This window comes from Luteimonas sp. FCS-9 (assembly GCF_001014645.1).
Classification (GTDB): Bacteria; Pseudomonadota; Gammaproteobacteria; order Xanthomonadales; family Xanthomonadaceae; genus Luteimonas.
Window position 1 is genome coordinate 1 of the sequence record NZ_LASZ01000034.1, and the last position, 15,279, is coordinate 15,279.

A 15,279-nucleotide genomic window follows, 5' to 3' on the forward strand; every position below is an offset into this window, starting at 1 on the left:
CGCCGTGTATTGCAATTGGTCTCGGCAGTCGAGGAGATCATCGAGTCTGACGTGTGGACGAGAGTCGGCCTCCGATATATCAACGCGATCGACGTGCATGGCGATCCGGCGGAGGGGTGGGTAAACGACGCCCTTGTCGGGCCACTACAGTCGGACGCATTTGCAGTGGTTTCTGACTACAGTGGTCGCATTGCGTCGGCTGTTGATGGGGGCGGCTGCTTGCTGCAGCACGGCCTTCGGTTCAATGAGGACCAATCCGGCGCCGAGAACCAGTACATGACATATGTGTTCGATTTTGACGTGTATCGGAATGAAGTAGCCGTACAAGACACTGCCGCGGCGCTCGATGATATTCACGCGCAAGCCTTTAATCTTTTCGATTGGTGCCTTGGTCCCAAGGCCCGCGAACAGCTCTCCGCAACCAAGTGAGTGCTATGGACAGCATGGACATGAGCCCCGTTACCGCATGGGTGACGCCGGCACAGGAACGTCGAGCGCCGAAAGCGTGGAAGCCGTTTTTGTATAGCGGATTTATCGGTGATGGCAGCCCTGCTCGGTCCGATAATTTCATGGGATCAGCACTTGTGGTCCGAGACAGTTCTAGCGGCGCTCCTGAATTCACTCCCATGGTCATGGCCATAGGGGAAAAGGCTAAGCCAGTCAGTGCTGGAAGGCTGTCTGCCAGTTCAGCGGAGCATCTCGGCAACCGCCGCATAGCCCTTCTTCGAATGGTTCGAAACAGTCCTAAGCCTTCGTCCGAGGTTCTTCGACGGATAGAAATGGTCGAGCAGAAACTTGCGCGGGAGTCCCCGCGAGTTACCGAGGGTCAGCTCAACGCGCTTGAGAACTCGGCAAGTATTGTTGCGCGAAGTCGTGCGAATTCCGCAGCACGCGCAGAGTTGCTCAAGTCTGTTAAGTGAAGGTCTTTCGCTACCCGCAGGAGCGACATGTTCGCTCTTACAAACCCAAAAAATTCAAGCGCTATCAGACGTACAAGAAGTTTGTGCGTCGAGAGTTTCAGCGGACGTGCGTTTACTGCCGCCAGCCGGACTCTTCTGCGCCTAATCTGAACTTCGGGGTCGACCACTTCCGGCCTAAGGCAGACAGCCGATTTGCCGCGCTGCTCAACGAGTACAGCAATCTCTACTACTGTTGTGCGGGCTGCAACTCGCGCAAGGGAAACTATTGGCCTGCTACGCCTGCAGAACCGATGTTTGTGAACCCTTGCGATGACGTCATGTCTCGCCATCTCAAATTTGAAGCCGCTAGCGGAGAGATCAAGGCTCTGTCTGATAGCGGCTTACATATGGAAGAACTCCTAGAGCTGAACTCTCCGGAGAATGTGGCGTATCGACGGAGTACGCTTCGAATTATGAGTCTCATCGAGTCTCAGATTGCGACCTTGCTCTCGGAGCGGACTAAATTCGAAGACGCGCTGCGGCGATCGGGGCCGAATACGGCGGTTTCCGAAGCGCTAAACGATATTGAGGCTGAGCTGCAGGAACTCAGGTTGGACCTATCGAGGCAGAATGGATCGGCTCCTCTTCCGCCTGTTCGAAACACCGTGCTTGGAGTGACGGTAGCTAGCTGACCGATACTTCAGGCTGATGGCGCCACCTCCGGCACCGACTTGTCGTAGGTCTTCATCATCTGCTCGGTGAGCCCGAGCGCCTGCTGCTTCTCGGCGAACGTGCCGGGCGTGTCGGAGCCGCCCTTGCGCTTGAGGTCGTGCAGGCCGAAGCGCTGGTCTGCGGTGATGACCTTTTCCTCGGTCGCCAGCTTGATGAAACGTTGCCAGGCGGTGTCCAGCCCCGACTTTGTGAGCGGCTCGCCGTGCCCGGCGAGGATCACCAAGCGGTCTTCCGCCCGCAGCGGCGTGATGTGCGTCGTGCGTTCGATGATGCCGCACCGGTAGGCGGTTGCTGCGTCCCATGCGGCGCGCAGTCGCGGGTTCCAGCGGACCACGTTGTCGCGGCTGCCCTTGCGGCGCTGTGTGCGGATGCCGACGTCGTCGGCCTGGGCCTCGGTGAGCGTCAGCGTCTCGATGCCGCGCAGGCGGCACAGGTAGCCCAACTCCATCACGATCGGCAGGTATGGCGCGATCGAGCATTCGGTCCGCGCCTTGCGGCCTGCGCGCTCCAGCAAGGCAGGCATTGGCGCGGCACGAAAGCGACGGCGATCACCCCGATTGGGAAACCCGGAGCGACAACATCCAGCGGGCGATCACTTGCGCAGTGCGCGGGACTCGATGAGCAGACCGAGACACGGGAGCGTTCGGCGCGTCTCCGGCCCTGGCTGAACAGGTACTGCGCGCCCGTTGAAGCAAGCGCGAAGCGGTCGCATATCGTGGGCTTCCTGCGGTCCTCGACCCGTTCGTCCGGTCGTCCTCGCGACGATGCGTGCCATGCCCCTCGACACCCTCCATCCCGCCGTCGCGCAGTGGTTCGGCGACACGTTCGCGGCGCCGACGCCGGCGCAGGTCGCGGCGTGGCCGGCGATCGCGGCTGGGCGCGACGTGCTGGTGTCGGCGCCGACCGGCTCGGGCAAGACGCTGACCGCGTTCCTGGTCGCGATCGACGGACTCGTCCGCGAGGGGCTCGAGGCCGGCGGTGCGTTGCCGGACGCGACGCGGGTGGTCTACGTGTCGCCGCTCAAGGCGCTGTCGAACGACGTGCGTATCAACCTGCAGGCGCCGCTGGCCGGCATCGCTGCGGCGCTGGCGGCGATGGGGCTGCCGGACGTCGGGATCCGCACGGCGGTGCGCACCGGCGACACGCCGCAGGCCGAGCGCGCGCGGATGCGTCGCCGGCCGCCGCACATCCTGGTGACCACGCCCGAGTCGCTGTACGTGCTGCTGGGCTCGGCCTCGGGGCGGGCGATGCTCGGGGACGTGCGCAGCGTGATCGTCGATGAGATCCACGCGGTCGCCGGCGACAAGCGCGGCAGCCATCTGACGTTGACGCTGGAACGGCTGCAGGCGCTGTGCGGCCGGCGGCTGCAGCGCGTCGGGCTGTCGGCGACGCAGAAGCCGATCGGCACGGTCGCCCGGTTCCTGGTCGGCGAGCGCGGCGAAGAGACGGCACCGGCTGTGCGCGCGCACGCCAGTGCTTCCTCGAACGCCGGGGAGCGCGCGGGCACTGCCGGTACGGCGGACACGGAAAACGGCGACTGCACCATCGTCGAGGTCGGGCTGGACCGGCCGCGCGACCTGGCGCTCGAGTTGCCGCCCACGCCGCTGTCGGCGGTGCTGTCCAACGACCAGGCAATGCAGCTCTACCGGCGCATCGCCGACCTGGCCCAGGCGCATCGGACCACGCTGGTGTTCGTCAACACGCGGCGCATGGCCGAGCGGGCGGCGCGCCATCTCGGCGAACTGCTGGGGCGCGAGCGCGTGGCCGCGCACCACGGCAGCCTGGCGCGCGAGGCCAGGCTCGACGCCGAGCAGCGACTCAAGCGCGGCGAGCTGACGGTGCTGGTGGCGACCGCCTCGCTGGAGCTGGGCATCGACATCGGCGACGTCGACCTGGTGTGTCAGATCGGTTCGCCACGCTCGATCGCGGCGTTCCTGCAGCGGGCGGGCCGCTCGCGCCACCAGGTTGGTGGGGTGCCGAAGGCGCGGCTGCTGGCGACCACGCGCGACGAACTGGTCGAGTGCGCGGCGCTGCTCGACTGCGTGCGCCGCGGCGAGCTCGACACGCTGCGCATCCCGCCGGCCCCGCTCGACGTGCTGGCGCAGCAGATCGTCGCCGAGACCGCGATGCAGGACTGGGACGAGGACGCGCTGTTCGCGCTGGTGCGCCGGGCGTGGCCGTACCGCGCGCTGGCGCGCGCGGACTTCGACGCAGTCGTGCGCATGCTCGCCGAGGGCTTCGTCGGGCGCCACGGACCGCGCGCCGGCCACGTGCATCGCGACGCGGTGCATCGCCGGCTGCGCGGGCGCAAGGGCGCACGCATGGTCGCGACGATGTCGGGCGGCACGATTCCCGACACCGGCGACTACACGGTGCTGCTCGAACCTGAGTCGCAGTCGATCGGCACCGTCAACGAGGATTTCGCGGTCGAGAGCCTGACTGGCGACGTGTTCCAGCTGGGCAATGCCAGCTACCGGATCCTGCGGGTGGAAGCGGGACGGCTGCGCGTGGAGGATGCGCAGGGCCTGCCGCCGAACATCCCGTTCTGGATCGGCGAGGCGCCCGGGCGCACGGATGCGCTGTCGGCGGGCGTGTCGCGGCTGCGCGCGCAGGTCGAGGCGCTGCTCGATGCGCCGGGCGCGGGATCGGAGCATCCGCGGGCTCGCGCCTGGCTGCAGGACGAGGCCGGGGTGTCGGCGGAGGCGGCCACGCAACTGGTCGACTATCTGGCGCGCGCGCGCGATGCCCTCGGCGGGCTGCCGACGCAGTCGCGCCTGGTGCTCGAACGCTTCTTCGACGCCACCGGCGGGACCCAGCTGGTGCTGCACACGCCGTTCGGCAGCCGCATCAACCGCGCCTGGGGCCTGGCGCTGCGCAAGCGATTCTGCCGCAAGTTCAACTTCGAGCTGCAGGCCGCGGCGACCGAGGACGCGATCGTGCTGTCGCTCTCGACCAGCCACAGCTTCCCGCTGGCCGAGGTCATGGACTACCTGCGCGCGGCGAGCGCACGCGAGGTGCTGGTGCAGGCGCTGCTCGACGCGCCGCTGTTCGGCGTGCGCTGGCGCTGGAACGCGACCACCGCGCTCGCGCTGCCGCGCTTTGCCGGCGGGCGCAAGGTCGCGCCGCAGCTGCAGCGGATGAAGAGCGAGGACCTGCTCGCGGCGGTGTTCCCCGACCAGGTCGCGTGCCTGGAGAACATCGTCGGCGAGCGCGAGATCCCCGAGCACCCGCTGGTCGCGCAGACGCTGTACGACTGCCTGGAGGTCGCGATGGACGCGTCGGGCTGGCTGGCGGTGCTGCGCGGCGTCGAGGCGGGCCGGATCGAGGTGCTCGCGCGCGAGCTGACCGCGCCGTCGCCGCTGGCCGCCGAGGCGATCAATGCGCGGCCCTACGCCTTCCTCGACGACGCGCCGCTCGAGGAGCGGCGGACCCAGGCGGTGCAGCAGCGCCGCTGGGGCGAGCCGGCCGCGGCGGACGACCTGGGCCGGCTCGATCCCGAGGCGATCGCGCGGGTGCGCGATGAGGCGTGGCCGGAGGCCGAGACGCCCGACGAGATGCACGACGCGCTGATGATGCTCGGTGCCATCGCCGACGACGAGGCGGCGGCGTCAGCGCCGTGGCCCGCGCTGCTCGCTGCGCTGGCCGACGATGCGCGCGCGACGCGCCTGCCGGTCGGCGACGGGGCCGCGGTCTGGGTCGCGGTCGAGCGGCTGCCGCAGCTGCGCGCGCTGCACCCCGGCGCCGCGGCCCGGCCGGAAGTCGTGGTGCCGGCCGAGTACGCGGCGGCGTGGACGCGCGAGGACGCACTGCTGGAACTGGTCCGCGCCCGCCTGGGCGGGCTCGGGCCGGTGACGGCCGAGGCGCTGGCCGCGCCGCTCGGCCTGGCGGCATCGGCGGTGCTGCCGGCGCTGCACGCGCTCGAGCACGAGGGCACCGCGATGCAGGGGCGGTTCTCCGGGGAGGCCGCGGGGCCGGTCGAATGGTGCGAGCGCGGGCTGCTGGCCCGTATCCATCGCGAGACGCTGGGTCGTCTGCGTCGCGAGATCGAGCCGGTGCCGGTCGCCGACTACGTGCGGTTCCTGTGCGACTGGCAGCGCGTGTCGAAGACGGGCCGCGTGCACGGTGCCGAGGCGCTGGCGGGCGTGCTGGCACAGCTCGAGGGCTACGAAGCGCCGGCGGGCACCTGGGAGTCCGATCTGCTGCCGGCACGCCTGGCGGACTTCTCGCCCGGCTGGCTCGATGCGGCGTGCACCAGCGGGCGGGTCGCATGGCTGCGCTTGCGCCCGCGTGCCGGCGAAGGCGGTAGCGGTGGCGGCCAGTTGCGGCAGACCCCGGTCGCGCTGCTGCCGCGGCAGGACGCCGCGCGCTGGATGCGCCTGGCGCCCGCGCCGGGTGAAGCCGCGGCGCTGTCCTCGCGTGCGCGCCGCGTCGACGAGGCGCTCGCGCGGCACGGCGCTTCGTTCTTCGACGATCTGCAGGCACACACGCGCCTGCTGCAGACCGAACTGGAGGAGGGCTTGTCGGAGCTCGTCGCCGCCGGGCGGGCGCACTGCGACAGCTTCGCGGGGCTGCGCGCGCTGCTGGTGCCGCCGTCGCGCCGGCCCTCGACCAGCGGGCGGCGGCGCCGGATGCCGCTGGTCGGCATCGCCGACGCCGGGCGCTGGAGCCAGCCGCGGCGCGGCGACGACGCACCCGGCGCCGAGGACCTGGAGCACGTCGCGCGCGTGCTGCTGCGGCGCTACGGCGTGGTCTGCTGGCGGATCCTCGAACGCGAGCCCGACTGGCTGCCGCCATGGCGCGAGCTGGTGCGGGTCTACCGCCGGCTCGAGGCGCGCGGCGAGATCCGTGGCGGGCGCTTCGTGGCCGGGCTGTCGGGCGAGCAGTACGCGCTGCCCGAGGCCGTGGGCCTGCTGCGCGCGGTCCGTGCGCGGCCGGCCGATGGCGAACTGCTCTGCGTCGGCGCTTCCGATCCGCTGAACCTCGCCGGCACGCTGCTGCCGGGCGAGCGGGTGCCGCGCCAGCCCGGCGCCCGGCTGGTGCTGCGCGACGGCCGCGTGGTCGCGACCCGCATCGCCGAGCGCTGCACGGTCGACGATGCGCTCGACCCGTCCGACGCGGCCGCGGCGCGCGCGCTGCTGCAGCGCCCGCGCCTCGGGCCAGGCCCGGCGTGCGGCGTCGGGGGCCAGGGCGCGCGCCGGGAAATCTGACCGCCGTCAAGGTTTGCTATCGTTCGCGGCTAGACCCGCGGGGAGAGGCGCCCGCTTCGAAATGGGGACCGATGGCGTGAACGGGGTGGCGGTGGAGCGTGTCAGGGTCGCGGTGGTCGAGGACGACGCCGAACTGCGCGACGAGATCCTGGTGCCGCTGCTGCGCGCGGCGGGGTTCGAGGCGACCGGCATGCCGGGCGCGCTGGCGCTGTACCGGGATCTGGTGGCGAGCCGCTACGACGTGGTGCTGCTCGACGTCGGCCTGCCCGACGAGGACGGCTTCGCGATCGCCCGGCACCTGCGCGAGGCCGCGCCGACGATCGGCCTGGTCATGCTGACCGGCTACGTGTCGAACGGCGACCGGCTGCGCGGCCTGGAGGCCGGTGTCGACGCCTACCTGACCAAGCCGGTCGAGGCGAGCGCGCTGATCGCGACCCTGCGCAACCTCTCGCGCCGCGTGGCGACCGCCGACGGCGGCGACGGCCAGGACGACGCGGAGGGCTGGCGCCTCGACGAGCGCGGCTGGAACATCCTGCTGCCCGACGGCCGCGCGGTCGAGCTCACGCTCGCCGAGCAGCAGGTCATGCGCCGGCTCGCCGGTTCGCCGGGCCAGCCGGTGCGGCGCGAAGACCTGATCGCAGGTCTCGCCGACGACGTGCACGAATTCGATCCGCACCGGCTGGAGATGCTGGTCTACCGGCTGCGGCGCAAGTGCCAGGACAGCACCGGCATCGCGCTGCCGCTGCGCTCGGTCCGCGGCGTGGGCTACGTGCTGACCTGGTAGCCCGCGACGCGGTCGCCGACCGGCGCAGTCTCGGCCCTGGGCAGGCGCAGCCGGAACCGCGCGCCCGCGCCCGGGGCGCTGTCGACCGCCAGCGTGCCGCCGGCATCGGCGACGAGGTCGGCGACGACCGCCAGGCCCAAGCCGGTGCCCTGGCCGGCAGGCCGGGTGGTGAAGAACGGCTCGAAGATGCGCGCCTGCAACTCGGGCGCGATGCCGTGGCCGGTATCGGAGACCTCGATCCCGACCATGCCGTCCCCTGCGTCGTCCTCGCCCGCGATCCGCAGGCCGAAGCGACCGCCGTCGGGCATCGCCTGCGCGGCGTTGGCGGCCAGGTTGAGCAACGCCAGCGCGAACTGCGCGCGATCGAACACGATCGGGCAGGGCGCCTGGGCCAGGTCGAGGTCGAACGCGATGCGCGGCCCCAGCGTCTGCCGCAGCATCGGGACGGCGTCGCGGGCCGCGGCAACCGCGTCGAAGCGCTCGATCCGGCGCCCGTCGTCGCGCGCGAAATGCAGCAGTTTGTGGGTGATCGCGGTGGCGCGCTGCACCGCGACGTCCAGCCCGGCGAAGGCGGCGGCGAGCTCGTGCGGGTCGGCCGCGCGCCGGCCGCGCTCGACGTAGCCCAGCATCAGTGCCAGCAGGTGGTTGAAGTCGTGCGCCACGCCGCTGGCCATGCGGCCGATCGCCTCCACGCGCTGGGCGTGCAGCAGTTGCGCCTGCGCGCGCTCGCGCGCGGCGATCTCGTCCGACAGCCGGGCATTGGCGTCGGCCAGCGCGCGCGCGTGCCGGTTCGCCTCGTCGAGGCTGCCGCGCAGCGCCGCGGCGATCCCGTCGATGACGACCGCGATCAGCAGGAACATCACCGCCCGCACGCCGACGTCCGCGAGCGACGGGCCCAGGGCCTCGCCGGTCAGGCGCGAATCGGTCAGCGCGCCGAGCGTCATCGCCACCAGCAGCGCGCCGTACATCGCCCACAGCGCGCGGCGGCCGATCACCATGCCGGCCACGAACATCCACATCACCTGGATCGGCTGCTCGAACGTCTGCGCCATCAGGCCGGCGCCGGCATAGGCGGCGATCATCAGCAGCGCGACGACCACCATCAGCTGGCGGATCGCCCACTGGAAGCGGCCACGTCGGATCAGCGCCAGCGACCACAGCGCGATCGCGCTGATCGCCAGGCTCGTCAGCAGCGATGCGGTCTCGCCGGGTCGCCAGGCGAGATCGCTGACGAGCGCGCGATAGAGCCACAGCAACGGCGGCGCCACGCCCAGCAGCGCGAGCACGACCTGCAGCATCGGCGCGTTGCGCCGGTCGACCGGATCGGCGATCGCCGGCACGTCGAGCCAGCGGCGCCGAGACGCCGACGGCGCCGGGCCGGCGGTGGCCGCGTTCCCGGCGTCGTCCGGCGCGCGACGCATCAGCCGGCCTCGTGCACGGTCTCGAGCACCGCGTCGCCGTAGCGCTCGAGCTTGCCGGCACCGACGCCGCCGATGCCGCCGAGCTGGCCGAGCGTCAGCGGCCGCTGGCGCGCGATCTCGCGCAGCGTCGCGTCGTGGAAGATCACGTAGGCCGGCACGTTCTGCTCGCGCGCCAGCGTCGCGCGCAGCGCGCGCAGCGCCTCGTACAGCGGCCGGTCGGCGGGCGCCAGTTCGATGTCGGCCGTGGCCACCGCGCGCGCGGTGCGGCCGCGCTCGCGGGCGGCCGTGGGCTTGCGCAGCATCACCCGCTCCGTGCCCTTGAGCACCGCGCGGCTGGCCTCGGTCAGGCGCAGGCCGCCGTAGCCCTCGGCATCGACCTCGAGCAGGCCGTGCGCGACGAGCTGGCGCAGGACTGTCTTCCAGGCGCGCGCGTCGAGGTCGCTGCCCACGCCGTAGGTGCTCAGCTGGGCGTGGCCGAACTGGCGGATGCGTTCGTTGTCGCTGCCGCGCAGGATGTCGACGATGTGCGCGGCGCCGAAGCGCTGGCCGCTGCGGTACACGCAGCTCAGCGCCTTCTGCGCGGCGACCGTCGCGTCCCAGGCCGCCGGCGGGTCGAGGCAGTTGTCGCAGTTGCCGCAGGCCCGGCCCTCGCCGCTGCCGGCGTAGTCCTCTCCGAAGTTCGCCAGCAGCACCTGGCGGCGGCAGCGCATGGTCTCGCAGTAGCCGACCAGCGCGTCGAGCTTGCGGTGCTCCAGGCGCTTGCGCTCGTCGCCGGCGTCGGACTGCTCGATCATCTGCCGCAGCAGCACCAGGTCGCCCAGGCCGTAGCACATCCAGGCCTCGGCAGGCTCGCCGTCGCGCCCGGCGCGGCCGGTCTCCTGGTAATAGCCCTCGATCGACTTGGGCAGGTCGGTGTGCGCGACGAAGCGCACGTCCGGCTTGTCGATGCCCATGCCGAAGGCGATCGTCGCCACGACCACGACGCCCTCGCTGCGCAGGAAACGGCGCTGGTTGGCCGCGCGCAGCGAGGCGTCCATGCCCGCGTGGTAGGGCACTGCGTCGATGCCCTGGCCGGCCAGGTACTCGGCGGTCTCCTCGACCTTGCGCCGCGACAGGCAGTACACGATGCCCGCCTGGCCGCGGTGGGCCTGCAGGAAGTCGAGCAGCTGGCGCTTGGCGTTGTCCTTCTGGACGACGGTGTAGCGGATGTTGGGGCGGTCGAACGAGCTGACGAACCGCCGCGCGTCCTCGAGCTGCAGCCGCTCGGCGATCTCGCGCTGGGTCGGCGGGTCGGCGGTCGCGGTCAGCGCGATCCGCGGCACCTGCGGCCAGCGCTCGTGCAGGATCGTCAGTTCGCGGTACTCGCGTCGGAAGTCGTGGCCCCACTGCGATACGCAGTGCGCCTCGTCGATCGCGAACAGCGCCAGCGGGGCGCGGTCGAGCAGCGACAGGAAGCGCGGGGTCAGCAGCCGCTCGGGCGCGACGTAGAGCAGGTCCAGCTCGCCGGCCAGCAGTTCGCGCTCGACCCGCTGCGCGGTCTCGCCGTCGAGCGTGGAGTTGAGATAGGCCGCGCGCACGCCCGACTGCAGCAGCGCGTCGACCTGGTCCTGCATCAGCGCGATCAGCGGCGAGACGACGATCGCCACGCCGTCGCGCAGCAGCGCCGGCACCTGGTAGCACATCGACTTGCCGCCGCCGGTGGGCATCAGCACCAGGGCGTCGTGGCCGGCGGCGACGTGCTCGACGATCGCGGCCTGCTCGCCGCGGAACGCGGCATGGCCGAACACGCGCTGCAACACGCCGAGCGCGTCTGGGGCCGGCGTGCGCGAGGGGGACGCGCCGGAATCGGGAAGCGGGGACATCCGCCTAGGATACCGGCTGCGCGGCCGGGGACGCCGGCGCGGGCTTTGCTAAGCTCCCCCGCTTTGCACGGGACGGGCGGATGACCACATCGGGCGGGCGCGGCATGGCGCTGCACACCAAGATGCTGATCGGGTTCGCGGTCGGCGCCATCGCCGGTCTGTCGATCAACCTGCTCGGGGAACACGCGGTCGCGAGCGGGCTGTGGCTGGTCCCCGGCGGCGACGGCCAGCTCGTGCCGGCGTTCCAGCCCTGGGTCGAGGGCCTGATCCGCAATCTCACCGAGCCGGTCGGCCAGCTGTTCCTGCGGCTGCTGTTCATGCTGGTGGTGCCGCTGGTGTTCTCGGCGCTGATCCTGGGCGTGGTCGAGATCGGCGATCCGCGCGCGCTTGGCCGACTCGGCGGCAAGACCCTGGCCTGGGTGTTCGGCACCACGTGCATCGCGGTGCTGATCGGTCTGGCGATGACCCACCTGCTGCAGCCGGGCACCGGCATCGACCGCGCGCTGCTCGACGCGGCGCTGTCCGACTCCTCGGCCGCCGGCATCGTCTCGGGCGAGCACAAGCCGATCGGCCTGATCGAGATGCTGCTCAACATGGTGCCGCGCAACCCGGTCGCGGCCGCCGCGAACACCGACCTGATCGCGGTGATGTGTTTCGCGCTGCTGTTCGGCATTGCCGCCGCCGTGGTCGATTCGCCGGGCACGCGCAGCTTCGTCCCGGCGGTGCAGGGCGTCTACGACATCAGCCTGAAGCTGATCGACTGGGTGATCCGCCTGGCGCCGTACGCCGTCGCCGCGCTGCTGTTCACGCTGACCGCGCGGATGGGGCTGGGACTGATGGTGCAGCTGGGGTGGTTCGTGCTGACCGCCGCCCTGGCGCTCGGCCTGCACTTCTTCGGCGTGTACGGCCTGCTGATCGCGCTGCTGGCCCGGCGCTCGCCGCTGGGGGTGCTCCGCGGTGCGCAGCCGGCGCTGCTGACCGCGTTCTCGACGTCCTCGAGCGCGGCGACGCTGCCGACCTCGCTCAAGACCGCCGAGGAGAACCTCGGCGTGCCGCGGCGGGTAGCGCGCTTCGTGTGCACGCTCGGCGCGACCGTCAACGCGAACGGCACCGCGCTCTACGAGGGCGTGACGGTGCTGTTCCTGGCGCAGCTGTTCGGCGTGGAGCTGACGCTGGTCCAGCAGCTGATGATCGTGGTGATGTGCATCATGGGCGGCATCGGTGCGGCCAGCGTACCGGGCGGCTCGCTGCCGGTGATCGCGACGATCCTGGTGACCTTCGGCATCCCGGCCGAGGGCATTGCGCTGATCCTGGGCGTGGACCGGTTCCTGGACATGTGCCGGACCACGGTCAACATCGGCGGCGACATGGTGGCCTCGGTCGTGATCGGGCGCAGCGAGGCCGAACACAGCCACGACGACCTCGAGGCCGGCGGCGACGGGCTGCTGCACGTGCATCACGTGCGCGGCGACGACGAGGCGCCGCAGCGGCCGGGCTGAGCGGCGCGCGCGGGATCCTGCGCACGCCCCGGGCACGCCGGCCGGCAACGGGGCGGCTGGCGTGGGACAATGGCCGCTTCCGTCCGCCGCTCCCGAGCCCATGACCACGCCGACCCGTCGCGAACTCGCCAACGCCATCCGCTTCCTCGCCATCGACGCGGTCGATGCCGCCAAGTCGGGCCACCCCGGCATGCCGATGGGCATGGCGGACATCGCCGAGGTGCTGTGGAACGACCACCTCAGCCACAACCCGGGCAATCCGGGCTGGATCGACCGCGACCGCTTCGTGCTGTCCAACGGCCACGGCTCGATGCTGCAGTACGCGCTGCTGCACCTGTCGGGCTACGACCTGCCGATCGAGGAACTGAAGAACTTCCGCCAGTTGCACAGCCGCACGGCCGGGCATCCGGAGCGCTACGAGACGCCGGGCGTGGAGACGACCACCGGGCCGCTGGGGCAGGGCTTCGCCAACGCGGTCGGCTTCGCGCTCGCCGAGCGGCTGCTCGCCCAGCAGTTCAACCGCGAGGGCTTCGACGTCGTCGACCACCGCACCTGGGTGTTCCTGGGCGACGGCTGCCTGATGGAAGGCATCTCGCACGAGGCCGCGTCGCTGGCCGGCACGCTCGGCCTGGGCAAGCTGGTCGCGTTCTGGGACGACAACCGCATCTCGATCGACGGCAACACCGCCGGCTGGTTCACCGACGACACCCCGGCGCGCTTCGAGGCCTACGGCTGGCGCGTGATCCGCGACGTCGACGGCCACGACGCCGAGTCGATCTCGCGCGCGATCGGCGAGGCCGTCGCGCAGGACGACCGGCCGGTGCCGGTGTGCTGCCGCACGACGATCGGCTTCGGCTCGCCCAACCGCGGCGGCAAGGAGTCCTCGCACGGCGCGCCGCTGGGCAAGGACGAATCCGACGCCACGCGCGCCGCGCTCGGCTGGTCGCACGGCCCGTTCGAGGTGCCCGGGGCGATCCGTGACGCCTGGCGTGCGAACGCTGCCGGCCGGGCCCGCGAGGACGCCTGGAACCGCCGCTTCGAGGCCTACGAGGCCGCGCATCCGGACCTGGCGGCCGAGCTGCTGCGCCGCACGCGCGGTGAACTGCCGGCCGATTTCGCCGAGGCCGCGGACGCGTTCGTCGCCAGGCTGCAGGCCGACGGTCCGACGATCGCCTCGCGCAAGGCCTCGCAGATGACGATCGAGGCGTTCGCGCCGTTGCTGCCCGAGCTCGTCGGCGGCTCGGCCGACCTCGCGCACTCGAACCTGACGCTGTGGAAGGGCAGCAAGACCGCGGCCAGCACCGACGCCGATGCGAACTACGTCTACTACGGCGTGCGCGAGTTCGGCATGAGCGCGATCGCCAACGGCCTGGCGCTGCACGGCGGCTTCGTGCCGTTTGACGCGACGTTCCTGGTGTTCAGCGACTACGCGCGCAACGCGGTGCGCATGAGCGCGCTGATCCCGGCACACGCGATCCACGTCTACACGCACGATTCGATCGGCCTGGGCGAGGACGGCCCGACGCACCAGCCGGTCGAGCACCTGGCGAGCCTGCGCTACATCCCCAACAACGACGTCTGGCGTCCGTGCGACGCGGTTGAATCGGCAGTCGCGTGGAAGTCGGCGGTGCTGCGCAGCGACGGCCCCAGCTGCCTGGTGTTCTCGCGCCAGAACCTGCCGCACCAGGCGCGCGACGCGGCGCAGGTCGCCGACATCGCGCGCGGCGGCTACGTGCTGAAGGAGTCGGCCGGCACGCCGGCGCTGATCCTGATCGCGACCGGTTCGGAGGTCGGGTTGGCGATGGACGCGGCCGCGCAGCTCGGCGACGGCGTGCGCGTGGTGTCGATGCCCTCGACCGACGTGTTCGAACGCCAGGACGCGGCCTACCGCGAATCGGTGCTGCCCGATGCGGTGCGGCGCCGCGTCGCGATCGAGGCCGGCGTCACCGGCTTCTGGCGGGCGTATGTCGGGCTCGATGGCGCGGTCATCGGCATCGACCGCTTCGGCGCCTCGGCTCCGGCCGACAAGCTCTATCCCTACTTCGGCATCACCGTCGAGAAGATCGTCGAGGCGGCCCGGGCGCTCTGAGCGCCGCAGTTGTCCCGATACACGAAGGCCCGCGCAAGCGGGCCTTTTTTCTGGTTCTTCGCCGAAGCTCGGGAGAACGACTTTTTCTGCGCAGGGGCGGTGGACGTCAGGATGCCTCGGGCGTGGCCGCTTTGTTCAGGTCGTGCTTGCTGCCGCCGCGGCAGGTCGGCGAATCGGGCACCTGTGCCTCGGCGGCCCATTCGTCCGGGGTGAAGGTGTGCAGCGCCAGCGCGTGGATGCGCTGCATCTGCTCGCCCAGCGTGCGGTAGACCAGCTGGTGGCGCTGGATCGCGCGCTTGCCCGCGAACGCCTCGCTGACGATCACCGCCTTGTAGTGCGTCTCGAGCCCGCGGCTGTGCATGTGGCTCTCGTCGTGCACCTCCAGGTGGCTGGGCTGCAGGGCGGCGAGGGCGTCGCGCAGGTGGTCGGCTCGCGTGGTCATGGCATCGGCAGGGAAGCGGGGGCTTCCGTCATGATGGCGGCGATGCGGGGCATTGCAATCCCTGGGCGCATCGATCGTCAGGCGACGCACGGCCGGCGACTTCGTGAATGGTCGCCGGGTCGGTCAGCCGCCGGGCACGGGGGGCGCGGCATCGGCCGCGGTCCTGCGCAGCGCCAGCGCGAGCAGGCGCGCCAGCAAGCGTTCCTGCAGCCCCCGCGGCGCGTCGAGCGCCATGCGTTGCAGCGCGGCGGTGTCGCCGGTGCGGCCCGCGCGCAGCGCCATGAACACGGTGCGCAGCTTGCCGCCGCGGGTGGCCGTGGCCGACTTGAGCCAGCCCAGCGCCG

General features: G+C 71.3%; 11 protein-coding genes. 6 read left to right on the forward strand and 5 right to left on the reverse strand.

Features of this window, described 5'->3' with window-relative positions; genetic code table 11:
* Nucleotides 1–429 (forward strand): TIGR04255 family protein (locus tag WQ56_RS17085; protein ID WP_047138347.1); only part of this gene is annotated, 429 nt, incomplete at its 5' end.
* A 487-nt stretch (nt 430–916) separates the two neighbouring features.
* Nucleotides 917–1,591 (forward strand): HNH endonuclease, encoded by a 675-nt coding sequence (locus tag WQ56_RS18895; RefSeq protein WP_156170503.1) that lies wholly within the window; start codon nt 917–919, stop codon nt 1,589–1,591.
* An 8-nt stretch (nt 1,592–1,599) separates the two neighbouring features.
* On the opposite strand, the gene WQ56_RS17090 is transcribed toward WQ56_RS18895, so the two are convergent.
* On the reverse strand, nt 1,600–2,154 hold the full coding sequence (locus WQ56_RS17090; RefSeq protein WP_082132505.1) for a hypothetical protein: 555 nt from the start codon (nt 2,152–2,154) through the stop codon (nt 1,600–1,602).
* A 250-nt stretch (nt 2,155–2,404) separates the two neighbouring features.
* On the opposite strand from WQ56_RS17090, the gene WQ56_RS17095 reads away from it, so the two are divergent.
* Nucleotides 2,405–6,838, forward strand: a complete 4,434-nt coding sequence (locus tag WQ56_RS17095) for a DEAD/DEAH box helicase (protein WP_052773080.1) — start codon at nt 2,405–2,407, stop codon at nt 6,836–6,838.
* Between the two features lie 91 nt (nt 6,839–6,929).
* Nucleotides 6,930–7,622 carry a response regulator transcription factor gene (locus tag WQ56_RS17100; RefSeq protein ID WP_197076520.1) on the forward strand — a complete coding sequence of 231 codons (693 nt, stop codon included), beginning with the start codon at nt 6,930–6,932 and terminating at the stop codon, nt 7,620–7,622.
* On the opposite strand, the gene WQ56_RS17105 is transcribed toward WQ56_RS17100, so the two are convergent.
* The gene (locus WQ56_RS17105; RefSeq protein WP_052773081.1) at nt 7,604–9,043 is read right to left on the reverse strand and encodes an ATP-binding protein; all 1,440 of its coding nucleotides are present in this window, start codon (nt 9,041–9,043) and stop codon (nt 7,604–7,606) included. The two genes, WQ56_RS17100 and WQ56_RS17105, sit on opposite strands and share 19 nt — an antisense overlap.
* A complete protein-coding gene (recQ, locus tag WQ56_RS17110) occupies nt 9,043–10,905 on the reverse strand; it encodes a DNA helicase RecQ (RefSeq protein ID WP_082132507.1) in 1,863 nt (620 codons plus the stop codon). The genes WQ56_RS17105 and recQ overlap by 1 nt, the downstream gene beginning before the upstream one ends.
* Before the next feature lie 80 nt (nt 10,906–10,985).
* Between recQ and WQ56_RS17115 the strand changes: the two genes are divergently transcribed.
* The gene (locus WQ56_RS17115; protein WP_197076521.1) at nt 10,986–12,404 is read left to right on the forward strand and encodes a dicarboxylate/amino acid:cation symporter; all 1,419 of its coding nucleotides are present in this window, start codon (nt 10,986–10,988) and stop codon (nt 12,402–12,404) included.
* 100 nt (nt 12,405–12,504) lie between these two features.
* Nucleotides 12,505–14,493 (forward strand): transketolase, encoded by a 1,989-nt coding sequence (gene tkt, locus WQ56_RS17120; RefSeq protein ID WP_047138351.1) that lies wholly within the window; start codon nt 12,505–12,507, stop codon nt 14,491–14,493.
* 106 nt (nt 14,494–14,599) lie between these two features.
* Here the strand turns inward: tkt and WQ56_RS17125 are convergent, their stop codons facing one another.
* Together WQ56_RS17125 and WQ56_RS19135 are read right to left on the reverse strand one after the other, a co-directional pair.
* Nucleotides 14,600–14,935, reverse strand: a complete 336-nt coding sequence (locus WQ56_RS17125; RefSeq protein ID WP_047136361.1) for a BolA family protein — start codon at nt 14,933–14,935, stop codon at nt 14,600–14,602.
* 123 nt (nt 14,936–15,058) lie between these two features.
* Nucleotides 15,059–15,279, reverse strand: a 221-nt coding sequence (locus tag WQ56_RS19135) for a hypothetical protein (protein ID WP_047138352.1), incomplete at its 5' end; no start/stop codon positions are given.